General features: G+C 71.3%; 8 protein-coding genes, 1 tRNA gene and 1 pseudogene. 6 read left to right on the forward strand and 4 right to left on the reverse strand.

What is annotated here, in order from left to right; all coding sequences use genetic code 11:
• Positions 1-23: 23 nt before the first annotated feature.
• Together ACZ4D5_RS01695 and ACZ4D5_RS01700 are read left to right on the forward strand one after the other, a co-directional pair.
• Positions 24-1,946 carry an AMP-dependent synthetase/ligase gene (locus ACZ4D5_RS01695; protein ID WP_467770322.1) on the forward strand — a complete coding sequence of 641 codons (1,923 nt, stop codon included), beginning with the start codon at positions 24-26 and terminating at the stop codon, positions 1,944-1,946.
• Positions 1,894-3,732 (forward strand): GMC oxidoreductase, encoded by a 1,839-nt coding sequence (locus ACZ4D5_RS01700; RefSeq protein WP_467770323.1) that lies wholly within the window; start codon positions 1,894-1,896, stop codon positions 3,730-3,732. The genes ACZ4D5_RS01695 and ACZ4D5_RS01700 overlap by 53 nt, the downstream gene beginning before the upstream one ends.
• 18 nt (positions 3,733-3,750) lie before the next feature.
• Here the strand turns inward: ACZ4D5_RS01700 and ACZ4D5_RS01705 are convergent, their stop codons facing one another.
• The 4 genes from ACZ4D5_RS01705 to ACZ4D5_RS01720 form a co-directional block, all read right to left on the reverse strand.
• A complete protein-coding gene (locus ACZ4D5_RS01705) occupies positions 3,751-6,855 on the reverse strand; it encodes a type I restriction endonuclease subunit R (RefSeq protein ID WP_467770324.1) in 3,105 nt (1,034 codons plus the stop codon).
• Positions 6,856-6,868: 13 nt separating this feature from the next.
• On the reverse strand, positions 6,869-8,083 hold the full coding sequence (locus tag ACZ4D5_RS01710) for a restriction endonuclease subunit S (RefSeq protein ID WP_467770325.1): 1,215 nt from the start codon (positions 8,081-8,083) through the stop codon (positions 6,869-6,871).
• Positions 8,083-10,524, reverse strand: a complete 2,442-nt coding sequence (locus tag ACZ4D5_RS01715; protein ID WP_467770326.1) for a type I restriction-modification system subunit M — start codon at positions 10,522-10,524, stop codon at positions 8,083-8,085. The genes ACZ4D5_RS01710 and ACZ4D5_RS01715 overlap by 1 nt, the downstream gene beginning before the upstream one ends.
• Positions 10,525-10,674: 150 nt before the next feature.
• A tRNA-Arg gene (locus tag ACZ4D5_RS01720) sits at positions 10,675-10,747 on the reverse strand.
• Between the two features lie 269 nt (positions 10,748-11,016).
• Here ACZ4D5_RS01720 and ACZ4D5_RS01725 point away from each other — a divergent pair.
• From ACZ4D5_RS01725 to ACZ4D5_RS01740, 4 genes and pseudogenes are all read left to right on the forward strand, one after another.
• Positions 11,017-12,738: a GTPase domain-containing protein gene (locus tag ACZ4D5_RS01725; RefSeq protein WP_467770327.1), complete on the forward strand. Its 1,722-nt coding sequence runs from the start codon at positions 11,017-11,019 to the stop codon at positions 12,736-12,738.
• Positions 12,739-12,968: 230 nt separating this feature from the next.
• Positions 12,969-14,576 (forward strand): annotated as a pseudogene (locus ACZ4D5_RS01730) (GTPase); the annotation flags it as partial.
• Positions 14,577-14,702: 126 nt separating this feature from the next.
• Entirely contained in the window at positions 14,703-15,122 is a 420-nt protein-coding gene (locus ACZ4D5_RS01735; protein WP_467770328.1) for a single-stranded DNA-binding protein, read from the forward strand.
• A gap of 324 nt (positions 15,123-15,446) precedes the next feature.
• Positions 15,447-16,844, forward strand: a complete 1,398-nt coding sequence (locus tag ACZ4D5_RS01740) for a Cys-Gln thioester bond-forming surface protein (RefSeq protein WP_467770329.1) — start codon at positions 15,447-15,449, stop codon at positions 16,842-16,844.
• Positions 16,845-16,959 lie beyond the last annotated feature (115 nt).

Below are 16,959 nucleotides of genomic sequence, written 5' to 3' on the forward strand. Positions count from 1 at the left end.
CGACCGGAAGCCGGGGAGCCGTCATGGGCGTACGCAAGGATCTGAAAAGGGCACAGCGCCGCAGCGACCTGGCGGAGCGCAGCAAGGTCGAACTCATCAGGGACGAGCACGGCGCCGTGCGCGAGGCCCGCGTCGCGCCGCTCGCGCCGCGGGCCACCGCGGGCAGCACCGCCGACATCCCCTTCGTCAACGCGGCCGAGGCACCCGACGCCGTGGTCCTGCGCCGCAAGCGCGGCGACCGGTGGCACCCCGTCACCGCCGCCGCCTTCGCGCGCGAAGTCACCGAGACGGCGAAGGGGTTGATCGCCGGCGGCCTCGAACCCGGCGGTCGCGTCGCCCTGATGTCCCGCACCCGCTACGAGTGGGCTGTCCTGGACTTCGCGATCTGGGCGGCGGGCGGGCAGACCGTGCCCGTCTACGCCACGTCGTCGGCGGAGCAGATCGAGTGGATCGTCCGGGACTCGGGCGCCCGCCTCCTGATCGCGGAGACCGCCGAGAACGCGGCGACCGCCGAAGAGGCCGTCCGCGCTCTCGACGACCCGCCGCGCATCCGGCACATCGACGGCGGAGCCATGGCCGAACTGGCAGCCCTGGGACGGGAGTTGTCCGACGAGGAGGTCACCAAGCGCCGCTCCGCGCTCACCCCGGACTCCATCGCCACCCTCTGCTACACCTCGGGCACCACGGGCCGCCCCAAGGGCTGCGTCCTCACGCACGGCAATCTGCACGCGGAGGCGGCGAACACCGTCGACCTGCTCCACCCCATCTTCAAGGAGATCACCGGACAGGTCGCCTCCACGCTCCTGTTCCTGCCGCTCGCCCACATCCTGGGCCGCACCATCCAGGTCGCCTGCCTGCTGGCCCGCATCGAGCTCGGCCACTGCCCCGGCATCAAACCCGACGAACTCCGCCCGGAACTCCGGTCGTTCAGGCCGACCTTCGTGGTCGGCGTCCCGTACCTCTTCGAGAAGATCCACGACACGGGCCGCGCGACCGCCGAGAAGATCGGGCGCGGCGCCTCCTTCGACCGCGCGGAGCGGATCGCCGTGCGCTTCGGCGAGGCGTACCTGAACAAGTTCCTGGACAAGAGCGCCCCGGGCCCCTCCCTCGGCCTCCACCTGGGCTGGGCGCTCTACGAACTGCTCGTCTACCGCCGCATCCGCAAGGAGGTCGGCGGCCGGCTGCGCTACGCCATCAGCGGCGGCTCGCCCCTGGACCGCAACCTCAACCTCTTCTTCTACGCCGCCGGAATCATCATCTACGAGGGCTACGGCCTCACCGAGACCACGGCGGCCGCCACCATCACCCCGCCGCTGCGGCCCCGCCCCGGCACCGTCGGCCTGCCCGTCCCCGGCACGGCCGTGCGCATCGCCGACGACGGGGAGGTGCTGATCAAGGGCGGCATCGTCTTCGGCTCGTACTGGAACAACCCGGCCGCGACGGACGCGGTGCTGACCGACGAGTGGTTCGCCACCGGCGACCTGGGCGCGCTCGACGCGGACGGCTACCTCACCATCACCGGCCGCAAGAAGGACATCATCGTCACCTCCGGCGGCAAGAACGTCTCGCCCGCGATCCTGGAGGACCGGCTGCGCAGCCGCGCGCCGGTCGGCCAGTGCATCGTCGTCGGCGACAACCGCTCCTACGTCGCCGCGCTCGTCACGCTGGAGCCCGAGGCCGTCGAGCACTGGGTCGCCGTGCGCAAACGTCCCAAGGACACGCCGCTCGCGGAGCTGGCCCGCGACCCGAAGATGATCGCGGAGGTCCAGAAGGCCGTGGACTACGCCAACGCGGCGGTCTCCAGGGCCGAGTCGATCCGCAGGTTCGCCGTCGTCGGCGGCGAGTTCACGGAGGACAACGGCCTGCTCACGCCGTCCCTGAAGATCAAACGGCATGCGGTGGCGGCGGCCTACGCGGCGGAGATCGAGGCGCTCTACGGTGAGTGAGGAGACGTACGACTACGACGTGATCGTCGTCGGCTCCGGGTTCGGCGGGTCCGTGGCCGCGCTCCGCCTGACCGAGAAGGGCTACCGCGTCGGCGTCCTGGAGGCGGGCCGCCGCTTCACGCGCGACACGCTGCCGCGCGACTCCTGGCACCTGCGCGACTACCTCTGGGCGCCCGCCCTCGGCCTCTACGGCATCCAGCGCATCCACCTCCTGCGCAACGTCATGGTGCTCGCGGGCGCGGGGGTCGGCGGCGGCTCGCTGAACTACGCCAACACCCTCTACGTCCCGCCGCCCGCCTTCTTCCGGGACAGGCAGTGGGCGGACATCACCGACTGGCAGGACGAACTCGCCCCGTACTACGACCAGGCGCGGCGCATGCTCGGCGTACGCCCGAACCCGACCACGACCGAGGCGGACGAACATCTGCGGGCCGCGGCCGAGGAGATGGGCGTGGGGGAGACCTTCCGGCTGACACCGGTCGGGGTGTTCTTCGGGGACGGGCAGGACGCGGGAGGCAGTGGCGGGGCCGGTGGCGCCACCGGCACCACTGGTTCAACGGACGGGACCGGCAGGGAAGTTCCCGATCCCTACTTCGGCGGGGCGGGCCCCGCGCGCACGCCCTGCACGGAGTGCGGCTCGTGCATGACGGGCTGCCGGGTCGGCGCGAAGAACACGCTCATGGAGAACTACCTGCACCTGGCCGAGCGGGCGGGCGCACAGATACGGGCGATGACGACGGTGGTGTCGGTACGGGAGAGGGGCGAGAGCGGCGGGACCGGCGAGGGCGGCTTCGAAGTCGTCACCGTCCCCACCGACCGGCGCCGCAGAGGCCCCCGCACCACCCTGCGCGCCCGCCACGTCGTCCTCGCCGCCGGCACCTACGGCACCCAGACCCTCCTGCACCGCATGAGGGAAACGGGCCTGCTGCCCCGCCTCTCCGAGCGGCTCGGCCGCCTCACGCGCACCAACTCCGAGGCCCTGGTGGGCGCGGTGACCTTCCCGCGCCGCTACCGCAGGAAGCGGGGCGAACGGCGCGGCACAGGACGCCCGTTGGACTTCACGCACGGCGTCGCCATCACCTCCTCCATCCACCCGAACCCCACCACCCACATCGAGAACGTGCGGTACGGCAAGGGCTCCAACCTGATGGCGCTCATCTGCGTCCCGCAGTACCGCAGGGACCTCCCCGGACCGCTGGCCGCCGCGCTCGCCTTCCTCTCCCATCCGCTCCTGGTCGCCCGCGTCGCCTCGACGCACCGCTGGTCGGAGCGGACCATCATCGGCCTCGTCATGCAGACCCACGACAACTCCCTGACCACACGCATCGGCCGGCGCGGGCTGCTCACCGCGGAGCAGGGGCACGGCGACCCCAACCCCGTGCACGTCGAGGAGGGCTGGCAGGCCGCGAAGCTCGTCGCCGACCGCATCGGCGGCTACCCCGGCACCAACCTCGGTGAGCTGATGAACAAGCCCCTGACCGCGCACTTCCTGGGCGGCTGCCCGATCGGCGCGTCCGCGGCCGAGGGAGTGGTCGATCCCTACCACCGCCTGTACGGACACCCGGGGATCTCGGTGGTCGACGGCTCGGCGGTCTCGGCGAACCTCGGGGTCAACCCCTCCCTGACGATCACGGCCCAGGCCGAACGGGCCATGGCGCACTGGCCGAACAAGGGCGAGCGGGACACCCGCCCGCCCCCGACCGCCCCCTACGCGCGCGTGCCCGCCGTCGCCCCGCGCAGCCCGGCGGTGCCGAAGGGGGCGTACGGGGAGCTGCGGCTGCCGTGAGGCACCGGCGGCCGGCCGCTAGCGGTACTCGGGGCGGGCCTTCACCAGGTCGAGGAGGGCGTCGAGCCGCTCGAACCCGTCGGGCAGGCTGCGCCTGAGGGCGATGCGGACCTTCCGCTCCTTGAGCGGGTTGTCGGTCCAGGAGTCCTGCTTGGCGCCGAGCACCGCCGTGTCGGCGTCGGCGGCCAGGTGCTCGTCGGGGCGGAAGAAGTCGACGAGCGCCTTCCGCGCGCCGTTGTCCGCCCAGTCGGGGTAGGCGGTGTCGGACTCCCCGCTGCCGAGCCGCGTGGCGGTGTCGAGGAGCGCGGCGAGGTACTGCTCGTACGCGAGGGCTCCCGCGCGCCGCTCCTCGATGGCCGCGTCCAGGAGCGCGGACATCCGGTCGTAGTACTTCGGGTTCGTGCGGCGCTCGTCGGCGATCTTCCTGCGCATGGTGTTGGTGAGCGTCTCGGTCAGGGCCTCGGGGCTGTTCCTGATGCCCGCGGGCAGCTTGTCGAGGGCGCCCGCGCCCTGGGAGGCGATGAGCTGGACGAGCCCGACGCCCTCGAAGTCGGCCACGACCCGGGACGCGCCCGCCTGGACATAGGTGTCCAGGAGGAACCTCATGTCGGCCTCGTACCGCTTGAAGTCGGCCTTCTCGCCCGCGCCGAGCTTCACCTCGTCCCGGACGGACGCGTAGTGGCGGACCTCCTTGCGGATGGCCTCGGCCCGGCCGGCCGGGTACTCCGCCGCCTCCATGTCGTTCGCCAGGTCGCCGAAGGCCCGCGTGAGGGCGGCCACCGCCTTGTAGAGCTCGACGCGCCGCGGCTCGTTGGCCTTGAGCTGTGCGGCCTTCAGCTCCGCGTCCGCCAGATCGGCGGCGCAGAAGTACTGCAGGTACTGCAGGGTGTTGCGGGGCGGCGCGACCGGCGCGCAGATCCTGCGGATCTCCCGCAGCGCCGTGTCGAGGCGCTCCCGGGCCCGGCGGATCCGGTGGGTCAACAGCCCCTGGACGTCCTCCTGTTCGTACCCGTCGAGCGCCTCGGACGTGTAGTCGGTGATGGCGCTGCGGAGCGAGTCGAACAGGTCCTGGTAGTCGACGACGCAGCCGTACTCCTTGTCGTCCCCGTCGAGCCTGTTGACCCGGCATATCGCTTGGAACAGGCCGTGGTCCCGGATCTTCCTGTCGATGTAGAGGTACGTGGCGCTCGGGGCGTCGAAGCCGGTCAGGAGCTTGTCGACCACGATGAGCAGGCGCATCCGGCCGGGCTCGTCGACGAACCGCCGCTTGACCTCCTGCTCGAACTGCTCGACCTTCGTCATCGCGACGTCCTCGGGCTCCCCGAAGTGGTCGGCCAGCATGCGGCGGTAGATGTCGTACTGCCGCAGCTTCTCGGTCCTGCCCGCCCCGGAGTCCTCCTTGGAGACGTCCCCCGGGGTCGGGACGTAGCTGGTGACGACCGCGCACTTGCCGTGCAGGTCCGTGTCGCGGAACAACTCGAAGAACGTGCAGGCCTGGTGGATGCTCCCGGCGACGAGCAGGGCGTTGCCGCGCCCGTCCGACAGCCGGGGCTTCGTGGCCATGTCGACGAGGATGTCCTGCACGATCTGCTGCGCGCGGGGCCGCGAGGTGACGACCTTCCGCATCGTGGCCCAGCGCTGCTTCAGCTCCGCCTTCGCCCGGTCGGTCATGCCGTGCGTCTTGGCCTCGAACCACGTGTCCACCTGCGCCGTCGACGTCAGGTGCTGGTCGATGTCGCGGGCTTCGTAGCGCAGGTCGAGCACGACGCCGTCCTCGACGGCCTCGTTGAACTTGTACGTGTGGATGTAGGACCCGAAGGTCTCGGTGCTGGTGTCCTTGTCCGCCTTGAGCAGCGGCGTCCCGGTGAAGCCGATGAACACGGCGTCCGGCAGCAGCTCCTTCATCGCGTCGTGCAGCGCGCCGGACTGCGTGCGGTGGGCCTCGTCGACGAAGACGAACAGGTTGCCCTTGGCCCTGAAGTCCTTCGGGAGCGCGGCGTTGAGCTCCCTGATGAACGCGCTCGTCGCCTCGTCGTCGTCCGCAGGCGAACCGTCCCCCGACGCGCGGAACTTGTGCACCAGGGAGCAGATGAGCCACTCCGTGGACCGGTTCAGGGTGTCCACGAGGTCCGCGCCGCTGCGGGTGCGGTGGATCTGTTCGTTGACGCCCTTGAAGACCTTCTCGATCTGCTCGTCCAGCTCGGTGCGGTCGGTGATGAGCAGGACCCTGGGGTCCTTCTGGTTCTCCCGGATCCACTTGGCCAGCCACACCATCGTGAGCGACTTGCCCGACCCCTGGGTGTGCCAGATGATGCCGCCCTCGCGCCGGGCGATGCGCTCCTGCGCGGCCTTGACGCCGAAGTACTGGTTGTGGCGGCACACCTTGCGTACGCCGGAGTCGAAGACCGTGAAGTCGTGGATGAGTTCGAGAAGCCGCTCCTTGGCGCACATCTGCAGCAGCGCCCGGTCCAGCGGCTCCTGGACCGGTGACTTCTCCTTCCACTCCAGCCAGTACTTCTCGGGGGTGCCGCAGGCGCCGTAGCGCAGGCCCTCCGCGTCGTTGCCGGCCAGGACGAGCTGGACCGTGGCGAAGAAGGACCGGATGAAGTCCGGCTTCTGGTTGCCGATGGTCTGCCGGATGCCCTCGCCGACGGCGACCCGGGAGCGCTTGAGCTCCAGGGTCACCAGGGCGAGGCCGTTGACGTAGAGGACGACGTCGGGCCGCTTCGTCCGCCGCCCGACGACCGTCACCTCCTCGACCACCACGAAGTCGTTGGCCTCCACGTCGGTCCAGTCGATCGGCCAGACCGTCTCGTACTGCTCGCCGGCCCCGCGCTTGACGTTCACGCCGTAGCGCAGCAGGCCGAAGACGGCGCGGTTCGCCTCGGGGAGGTCGCGCCCGCCGCCGAGCGCGGCGGCCTTGGTCAGCTGCTCGATGGTCTTGGTGACGAGGACGGAGTCGTACCCGCGGGAGAGCAGGTTGCGTTCCAGGAGGTCGACCTCGATGTTGGCGTTGCCCTCGCGCTCCTCCCAGTTGCCAAGGCAGCGGTAGCCCAGCCGCTCCTCGAACAGCCGGACGACCCGGTCCTGCGCCCTGCGCTCGACCTGCCCGACGTCGCTCATGCGGTGTCCTCGCTCATACGGTGTCCTCCCCCTGGACGCCTCCTTGGACGTCCCCCTGAACGGGCAGCCGTGTCCGCCCGGTGAGCAGTTCCTGCGCCATGCCCTGCCTGACGTCCCTGGCCTTGGCGACGCGGACCTCCAACGCCTCGATCTCGTCGTCCGCGTCGGCGAGCACGCGCGCGACGGCCGCCTGTTCGTCCTCGCCGGGGACCTCGATCTCCTGCTTGCCGTACTCCGAGATCCAGTACCGCTTGTGGTCGCCGAGCGGGAAGTCGATCAGCTGCATCCGCCCGTGGACGAAGCGCAGGTCGACCCCTTCCCTGGGCTTGAGGATCTTCATGGCCGAGGACTTCGCCTTGAAGTCGAAGTCGACGTACTTGGACGCCGTCGTGAAGTCGTCGAAGATCACGACCGGATCGGCCGGACGGGCCCGGTAGACGCCGTGGGTCTCGTTGGTGAACCCGAGGACGAAGGTCTTGCCCGCGGTGAGCACCGGCACGCGCCCGGCGTCGAGCTGCTTCGACGTCCGCACCAGATAGGGGCCCGGCTGCTCGTAGGTCAGCAGATCGCTCAGGCGGCGGGTCGTCCACGGCTCGCCGAAGCCGGGCAGGCGCCTCCTGCCGGTGAGCAGCTCCTGCATGACCCCCTCCTTGACCGCCTGCTTCTTGGCGATCAGGTCTTCGAGGGCGGCGACGAGGCGGTCGGCCTCCTGGAGCGCCGCCGCGATCCGCCGCTGCTCCTCCAGAGGGGGCAGGAGGATCTCGAAGGCCGAGAAGTCGGACTTGTTGACCAGCGGTACGGCCTGCTCGCCCGCCCTCTCCCGGACGAGCGCCGACAGGGTGGTCGCCGCGTAGTAGAGGTACTCGGGGTCGACCTTGTCGTTCGGGACGATGGCGTTGATCTGCTGGTTCGTCGCCAGCTCGACGGCGGCGAGCCCGACCTTCCCGATCGTGGAGCCGATGCACACGAAGAGCGTGGACCCGGCGGGCACGCGACGGGAACGCGCGAAGCCGCGCGCGGACAGCATCTTGGCGGTCCTGGTCACGTACTTGGTGCGGCCGAGGTCCGCGGGCCCCGCGAACATCCGGTGGCGGCCGTAGTTCGACCGGTCCTGGGTCGGGGGCGTGCTCCCCGTCACGATCGTGCCGACGTGGTCGAGCCGGACGAGAGGCCACGCGCCGCCGTCGGGCGCCTGCCGGTCGCCGTCGGCGGGGATCTGCCGGGCCATCAGCCGACCCCCATGGCGGCGAGGTTCGCGGCGACCCGCGCCTCGATCCGCGCCACTTCCGTCCGCAGGTCCCCGACCGTGGTGGCGTACCGCGCGCCGAGCTCCTGGATGCGCGCCACCAGGGCGAGCGTGAGCGCCTCGACCTCCAGGGTCACGCGCGTGGTGACGGCGGCCCGCCACTTGTCGTCGAGGACGAGGGACTTCACGTCGTCCTCGGTGAGTTCGCCGTACTTCTCCAGGGTCGCCAGATCGAGCGCGGCCTCCGCCTCCCTGGCCGCCTTCTTCGCCTTGGCCTCCGCGGCGTACAGCTTGATCAGATGCGTCAGGGCCCCGATCTCGTCCTCGGCGTCCGCGCCCTCCTGCCGCGCGTCCTTCAGACGGGCCGACGCGAGCCCCTTGTTGATCTTGCCGTCCTCCATGGCCTCCGCGAGGAGCCCGTCGTCGACGGCGTGCTCCTCCACGTACTCCTCGACGAGGCGCCCCGCGTCCTGAGCCGCCGTCATGAGCGCGTCGACCTCGTCCCGTTCCTTCGCGAACCAGCGCGCGACGATCAGCGGCGGCGGGACGAGGTCCATCTTGTACTTGACGCTGCCACGCCCGGCGCGCACGGTGAGGTCGGGCGTCTCGGAGAGCTTGCGGTCCTTGTCGACCATGACCTTGCGCGGCCTGGAGGCACCGAGCCAGCCATCGTTCATGATCATGAAGATGTCGTCGTGCATGACGTCGTCCCAGTACGTCATGCACTGTTCGTAGACGTCGTACTCGTCGAGCAGGGGTACGGGCCTGAAGCGGGCGAGCAGATCGTCGCTGAGGGCGGCGATCAGATCGCCCGGCTGGGTGTCGGCGTCGACGGACGCGAGCCGGTCGCGGTGCGCGCGGAACCACTCGGCGGTGAGGGCGCGGGCCCGGTCGGTGAACTCCTGGAACTCGGGGGAGTCGAGGATCGCCTGCTGGATCCCGTCCACGTCGATGGTGAGGTCGCTGTAGCGGGGGCGGTTCGTCCTGAACAGCTGGCCGCGCAGGTGCGGGAAGGCGTCCCAGTAGCCGTCGAGCGCGTCGAGGTCGCGGTCGGGGATGCCGCCGTGCAGATGGGCGTGGAGGTCCTGGACGTCCTCGGGCGCGGAGGAGTCGATGTAGCGCGGGATGTTGAGGTTGTGGCCGTTCTTCGGGTCGGCGATCTCGGCGAAGGGGACCATGCGCGCGTAGCGCTCGACGGGCGTCTGCCGCGTGAAGACGTCCACGATCTTGTGGATGTCCTGGCTGCGCAGGCGGTTCTTGGGCCCGTCCTTCACGAAGCCCTTCGAGGCGTCGACCATGAAGACGCCGGTGCGGTCTTCGGTGCCCTCCTTGTCCAGCACGATGACGCAGGCGGGGATGCCGGTCCCGTAGAAGAGGTTCGGGGGCAGGCCGATGATGCCCTTGATGAACCGCTGCTCCAGCAGGTACCGGCGGATGTCGGCCTCCGCCTTGCCGCGGAAGAGCACGCCGTGGGGCAGGATGACCGCGGCCTTGCCGGTGTCCTTGAGGGACTTGAGGATGTGCAGCAGGAAGGCGTAGTCGCCCTTCCCCTTCGGGGGACGGCCGTGGTCGAAGCGGCCGTACTCCTCCTCCAGGCCGTTGCTCCAGGACTTGAGGGAGAACGGCGGGTTGGCCACGGCGAAGTCGAAGGTCTTCAGTTCGCCGTCGACGGTGAACTGCGGGCTCGTGAGGGTGTCGCCCTTGGCGATGTCCAGCATGGCCTCCGCGCGGCCATGGAGGATCATGTTCATCTTGGACAGCGCCCAGGTGGCGTTGTCCTTCTCCTGGCCGTAGATCGTGATGCCGCGCGGAGCCTCGGCGGCGACCTTCAGGAGCAGCGACCCCGAGCCGCAGGTCGGGTCGTAGACCGTCTGGTCCTGGAGGGTGTCCTTGTCGATGCCGACCACCTTGGCCAGGACACGGGAGACCTCGGCCGGCGTGTAGAACTGCCCCTTGCTCCTGCCCGACTCCGTGGCGAAGTGGCGCATCAGGTACTCGTAGGCGTCGCCGAGCAGGTCGTCGCCCTCGGCGCGGGAGCCGCGGAAGTCCAGGTCGTCGAAGATGGCCACCAGCTTGGAGAGCCGGTCCTGGATCTCCTTGCCCTTGCCGAGCTTCTCCTCGTCGGCGAAGTCGGCCAGGTCGATGACGTTGCGCAGGTCGTTGGCCTCGGCGAGCGCACGGATGACGGCGTTGAAGCGGGGGCCGATGTCCTTGCTGCCCTTGGCGTCCAGCATGTCGTCGAAGGAGCCGCCCGGCGGGACCTCGATGAGGCTGTCCGGGTCGGCCTTGGCCTTGTCGGAGACGTACTTCACGAAGAGCAGCGTGAGGATGTAGTCCTTGTACTGGCTGCCGTCCATGCCGCCGCGCAGCTCGTCACAGCTCTTCCAGAGCGAGCTGTAGAGATCGGACTTCTTGAGAGCCAAGGCAATCTTCCCGAGGGGTTCCGATGCCCACCCCGGACGGTGCCGCCCCGGTGTGGACGGGCCGCGATCTGACCTCGGCCACGCGGCAAGCCTAGTCGCCGGGGGCTCGGCGACGGGCCGGGAACCGTCCTTGTCCTGCTGAGTACTGTGCGCCCCCGGCAGGACTCGAACCTGCGGCCAAGCGCTTAGAAGGCGCCTGCTCTATCCACTGAGCTACGGGGGCCGGGTGTGGCCGGTGGCATGGAGCCCGGATGTGGGGGAGATCCGTGACCTTGCCGGGGACAAGGATAGGGCTCCCGGGTCCCTGTCCCTGGTGCTTCGCCTACGTGCCGTGATGTGGAGGTTCGGTGAAGCGGTCCTGATAATCGCAGGCAGGTGCGAATCTCGCATCGCTTTTGGCGTCTCACGCCCCGGGTGTTGTGCACTCGTTATGCCTGCGCCCCGGTCTCCCCTTCCATCCCCTGTGTCCGATCGGCGCGCAGAGGCCCCCATATGCTTCAGAAAGCCGCCAAAATTGGGCATTCTTCGCATGTGGTGACCTTGGACGTACGGCCTCAGTTGCTTGACGCACTCTCCGCCCTGCGCGAGCGTGTCGCCGCCGCACGCTTTCCGCTCCCCCTGCCGGGGGCGCCACGCGCGCGTGCCAACCGGGACGAGTTGCTGGCGCAGCTCGACGACTATTTGGTGCCCCGGCTCAAGGCGCCCGAAGCGCCCCTGCTCGCCGTCATCGGCGGATCCACCGGCGCGGGCAAGTCCACGCTCGTGAACTCCCTGGTGGGGCGGCAGGTCAGCGAGGCGGGGGTGCTGCGGCCCACCACGCGCACGCCCGTGCTCGTCTGCCACCCCGACGACCACCACTGGTTCGCCGGCATGCGCGTCCTGCCCGACCTCACGCGCGTGTGGGTGCCCCAGCAGGACGACGGGGCGTGCGGCGAGGGCGACGGCGAGACGGACGGCGACGAGGACGTCGCGGCGATCGGGGACGGGTTGGGGGGCGGCATCGGGGACGGGCTCGACGACGAGCGCGCCCTGCGGATCGAGACCGCGCAGACCCTGCCGCGCGGCCTCGCCCTCCTCGACGCACCCGACGTCGACTCGCTCGTCGCCGAGAACCGCGTCCTGGCCGCCGAGTTGATCTCCGCGGCCGACGTCTGGGTCATGGTCACCACCGCGTCCCGGTACGCCGACGCCGTGCCCTGGCACCTCCTGCGCACCGCCAAGGAGCACGACGCCACCCTCGTCACCGTCCTCGACCGCGTCCCCCACCAGGTGGCGACCGAGGTGTCACGGCAGTACGGGGCGCTGCTCGCCAAGGCGGGCCTCGGCGACGTGCCGCGCTTCACGGTGCCCGAACTGCCCGAGTCCGCGGGCGGCGGCGGGCTGCTCCCCGCCACCGCCGTCGCGCCGCTGCGCGCCTGGCTCACCCACCGCGTCCAGGAACCCACGGCCCGCGCCCACGCCGTCGCCCGCACCGCCCACGGAGTCATCGGATCCCTCAACTCCCGCATGCCGGAGCTCGCGGGCGCCGTCGCCGCCCAGTACGCCGCCGCGCTGCGGCTCACCGCCGCCGTCGACGAGGCGTACGAGAGCGAGCACGCGCGCGTGCGGAGCCGTCTGCAGGCGGGCGGGGTGCTCGCCGGGGGAGCCCTGAAACGGTGGCGCAGCTACCCGCTGGACTGCGGTCCCGGCGAGCTGCTCGACGCCATCGCCGAGAGCCTGGAGGCGCTGCTGCTGTGCGCCGTCACCGCCGCCGACGAGCGCATCGACGAGGCCTGGCGCCGCGAACCCGCGGCCGCCGCGCCCGGCCTCGCCGACCGCGACCCGGAGGTGGAGAGCGCCGAACACCGCATCGGGATGGCGGTACGCCGCTGGCGCCGCGTCCTGGAGGAGTACGCGGAGGACGAGGTGCGCGGCCTGGAGCGGGTCGACAAGAACGCCCTCCCCGACCCCGAGGTCGTCGCGGCCCTGCTCGCCACGGCCCTGCTCGGCGGGCGCAGGGCCCGCGCGGCCGGAGAGATCCTCGCCGAACGCATCGGCGCCCAGGGAGCGGTCCGGCTGCGCGACCGCGGCGGGCGCCTGCTCACCGACTACCTGGAGAAGGTCCTCGCCACCGAGCGGGAGCGCAGGCTCGCCCCCCTGGACGTCCTCGACGTCCACCCCGAACCCCAGGCCGAGCTGATCGCCGCCCTGTCCGTACTGCAGAAGGAGAGGTGACCGCGGTGACCGCCGTCACTGATCACGCCGATCACGCCAACCCCAGTGACCCGGCCGAACGCGAGCACGACGAGCACCCCGACACCGGCTCCGGCAGCGGCTCGGAGCGGGCCTGGGACGACGGCCTCATCGCGCGCCGCGTCGCCGAGGGGCCCCGGGCCACCGAGACGGACACGAGCACCGGCACGCGCGCGTACGTGCCCTCCGGGACCTCACCTTCGTACCCTTCGTACGAAGGACCCCTGCGCGCCCGCCTTGACGCGCTGCGCGAGCTCGTCGGGCTCTCCCGCACCCGCCTCGACAGCGGCACCCTCGCCGAGGCGGGCCGCGTCCTCGACGAGGCCGCCGCCCGGCGCAGGCTCTCCGAACAGCACACCGTCGTCGCCATCGCGGGCGCCACCGGCAGCGGCAAGTCGACGCTCTTCAACGCGCTGGCCGGCGTGATGATCTCGGAGACCGGCGTACGCAGGCCGACCACCGCCGCGCCCATCGGGTGCAGCTGGACGGACGGCGCAGCGGGGCTCCTGGACCGGCTCGGTATCCCGGGCAGGCTGCGCAGGCGCCCGCTCCAGGGGCCCGGCGCCGACGAGCTCCAGGGGCTCGTCCTGGTCGATCTGCCCGACCACGACTCGGCGGTCGGCGAGCACCGCGAACAGGTCGACAGGATCCTCGCGCTGGTGGACGCCGTCATCTGGGTCGTCGACCCGGAGAAGTACGCCGACGCGATGCTCCACGAGCGGTATCTGCGGCCCTTGGCGGGCCACGCGGAGGTCACCTTCGTGGTGCTCAACCAGATCGACCGCCTCCCCGGGGACGCCGCCGACCAGGTCCTCGACGATCTGCGGCGCCTCCTGGACGAGGACGGCATCGCGCTCGGCGAGCACGGCGAGCCCGGCGCCACGGTGCTCTCGCTCTCCGCGCTGACCGGTGAGGGGCTCGGTGAACTGCGCGAGGCGCTCGGCCAGTTCACACAGGAGCGGGGGGCCGCGGCCCGCCGGATCTCCGCGGACCTGGACGCCGCCGCGGAGCGGCTGCGTCCGGTGTACGTCGCCGGGCCGCAGCAGGGCCGCGGCCGCGGGCGGATCGGGCTCAGCGAGGAGGCGCGCGAGGAGTTCTCCGACCGGCTCGCCGACGCCGTGGGCGCGACCGCCGCGGGCGACGCCGCCGAGCGGGCCTGGCGCAGGAACGCGGGCAAGGCGTGCGGCGACCCGTGGTTCAGGCTGTGGCGGTGGTACGAGGCGCAGCGCTCGCCTCAGGGTCCGGCGGGGCCTCTCGCGCAGGCGCCGGTGGACGAGGAGGCGACGGCGCGCCAGCGCGTGGAGCACGCCGTGCGCACGGTGGCCGACGAGGCGGCGACGGGGCTTCCCGCACCCTGGGGACAGGCCGTGCGGGAGGCCGCGGTGCGCGGGGCCGAAGGGCTGCCCGAGGCGCTCGACGAACTGGCGGTCACGGCGGGGGTGCCGGGCGGGCGGCCGCCGCGGCCCGGCTGGTGGCCGGTCGCGGTCCTCGCGCAGGCGGCCATGACGATGCTTCAAGTGGTGGGCGGGGTCTGGCTGGTGGGGCAGATCGTCGGGGTCGCGCAGCCGAACCTGGGCGTGCCGGCGCTGCTGATGCTGATGGGCATCATGGGCGGTCCGTGCGTGGAGTGGGCGAGCCGGATGGCGGCGCGGGGGCCCGCGCGTCGGTACGGGCACGAGGCGGAACGGCGGCTGCGGGAGGCGGCTGCCGGGTGCGGGCGGGCGCGGGTCCTGGATCCGGTGGCGGCGGAGCTGCTGCGGTATCGGGAGGTCAGGGAGCAGTACGTGCGGGTTGCGGGGGCGCGTCCCCCTCTCGGGTGACGGGGTTTTCCACAACGGCGCGGTAGTGCACAGGGCTCAGCGGGATCGGGGCGGCCGGTGCAGTCTGAGAACGCGGTCGCGGAGGGCGCGGCGGCGGAGGCAGACGATGCGGGGGAGGGACCAGGGATGAACGAGACGCTGGTGACGGTGGTGGGGAACGTCGCGACGACGCCGGTGTACCGGGAGTTGCCGTCGGGACCGGTCGCGCGGTTCCGGCTCGCGGTGACGGCGCGGTACTTCGACGGCGCGAAGAACACCTGGAACGACGGACACACCAATTTCTTCACGGTATGGGCCTGGCGGGCGCTCGGTACGAACGTCCAGGGATCGCTCGCGGTGGGCGAACCCGTCATCGTGCAGGGGCGGTTGAAGGTGCGGGACGAGGAGCGCGGCGGCCAGCACTGGACGTCGGCGGACATCGAGGCGCTGGCCATCGGGCACGATCTGTCGCGGGGCACCGCGGCGTTCCGGCGCGTGGCCAGGGGCAACTCCGCGCTGACGGCGCCCGCGGCGGAGCGGGAATCGGAGCCCGCGCCGGTGGGGTGATGGGGCGTCAGCCGGGCCCGCTGCGGGCCTCTCGCGGAGCGGCCGATGTGCGGCATATCGGCGCGCACATCTCGTTGATTTATCGATATGCCCAGCTCGGAGCGGGTGTTGGGGATAACGATTCCGAGTCGGATCGGTTATCGCATGGCATGACTGGGGATCGTGGTGTGCCGCTTCCTTAGGATGCCGGACGTAGCTCACGGGGCAGTTGGCAGGTGATGCCATGCACGTGGCAGGTGATCCTGCCCCTTTCAATCTGCTGGCGGGACCACCCCCCTCGTTGTGAACGGGTCCCGCCCGGAGGGGAATTCAGTGTTTTCTGCGTTGTCCATACGTAGCCGAGGCGCCGCCCGCCTCGCCGCCGTGACGGTGGCGTCGGGACTGGCGGTGGCGGGAGCGATAGCCACCGCGGGCGCGGCCGCGGCGGAAGCGGTGCCGCAGCACCGGGGCGGAGCGACCGCGACGCTGGACGGGTTGCAGACCTACGACCAGGCCGTGATCCGTGACAACGGCGGCTCCCAGCAGGTGCCCGCCGGACTCTTCGAGATGTCCGTGGAAGGCGGCGGCACCCTCAAGACGTACTGCGTCGACGTCCACAACCCCACGCAGAAGGACGCCAAGTACCAGGAGACCCCCTGGAGCGGCACCTCGCTGAACGCCAACCGTGACGCGGGCAGAATCCGCTGGATCCTGCAGCACTCCTACCCGCAGGTGAACGACCTCGCGGAGCTGGCGAAGAAGGCGGGCGCGCGGTCCCTGACCGAGCAGACCGCCGCGGCCGGCACCCAGGTGGCCATCTGGCGGTACTCCGACGACGTCAAGGTCGAGGCCGTCGACCCGCAGGCCGAGAAGCTCGCCGACTACCTGTACGAGAGCGCGCGCAACAGCCCCGAGCCCAAGGCGTCCCTGACGCTCGAACCGCCCGCCGTCTCGGGGCGCGCAGGGGAGCGGATCGGCCCGGTCACCGTGCGGACCGACGCGGACTCGGTGACGGTGACCCCGCCCGTGGACTCCAGGGCGAGCGGCGTGAAGATCGTCGACAGGAAGGGCAAGCCCGCGAAGTCCGCGGGCAACGGCAGCCGGCTCTACTTCGACGTGCCGAAGGACGCCCCCGACGGCTCGGCCGCGCTCTCCGTCCAGGCGTCGACCACCGTGCCGGTCGGGCGGGCCCTCACCTCCGAGACCAGGAGCCAGACGCAGATCCTCGCGGGCTCCAGCGAGTCGACGGTGTCGGCGGCGGCGACCGCGGACTGGGCGGACAAGGGAGCGATCCCGGCTCTGTCGGCGGAGAAGAACTGCGCCAAGGGCGGCGTGGACATCACCGCGAGCAACAAGGGCGACCAGCCGTTCACGTTCCGGCTGATGGGCTTCAAGCACACCATCGGCGCGGGCGCGTCCCAGACCGTGACGATCCCGCTCCAGGAGGACCAGCCCTACGACTTCACGATCAAGGGGCCGAACGGCTTCGAGAAGCGCTTCAAGGGCGTCCTCGACTGCCGCACCGAGGGCAGCGGCCTCGACACCCAGGCCTACCCCGCCTCCGAACCGAGCCCCGCGTCGGCGGGCGGCACCTCGGGCGGCGGAGACCTGGCCGAGACGGGCAGCTCCAGCAACACCTCGCTGATCGCGGGCATCGCGGTGGCCTTCGTCGTCCTCGGCGGCGCGACGCTCTTCTTCCTCCGCAGGAAGAGCACCCCGTCGGAGCCGTCCACCGAGGAGTAGCCCCGAGCGGAGGGACGGCGGGCGGTGGCGACACGACTACCGCCCGCCGTGCCCGGCGATGACAGTCGGTGGCGGACCGGCCACGCAAGCGGTGGAGGAACGTCCAGGTAGCGGG

It is taken from the genome of Streptomyces sp. NPDC025651 (genome assembly GCF_055558735.1).

What these genes read in the sequence shown, in the direction of transcription:
- ACZ4D5_RS01725 (WP_467770327.1), top strand. Translation starts at nt 11,017, where the DNA reads ATGCTTCAGAAAGCCGCCAAAATTGGGCATTCTTCGCATGTGGTGACC.
- ACZ4D5_RS01710 (WP_467770325.1), bottom strand. Translation starts at nt 8,083, where the DNA reads ATGGCCCGGCAGATCCCCGCCGACGGCGACCGGCAGGCGCCCGACGGC.
- ACZ4D5_RS01700 (WP_467770323.1), top strand. Translation starts at nt 1,894, where the DNA reads ATGCGGTGGCGGCGGCCTACGCGGCGGAGATCGAGGCGCTCTACGGTG.
- ACZ4D5_RS01695 (WP_467770322.1), top strand. Translation starts at nt 24, where the DNA reads ATGGGCGTACGCAAGGATCTGAAAAGGGCACAGCGCCGCAGCGACCTG.
- ACZ4D5_RS01705 (WP_467770324.1), bottom strand. Translation starts at nt 6,855, where the DNA reads ATGAGCGACGTCGGGCAGGTCGAGCGCAGGGCGCAGGACCGGGTCGTC.
- ACZ4D5_RS01735 (WP_467770328.1), top strand. Translation starts at nt 14,703, where the DNA reads ATGAACGAGACGCTGGTGACGGTGGTGGGGAACGTCGCGACGACGCCG.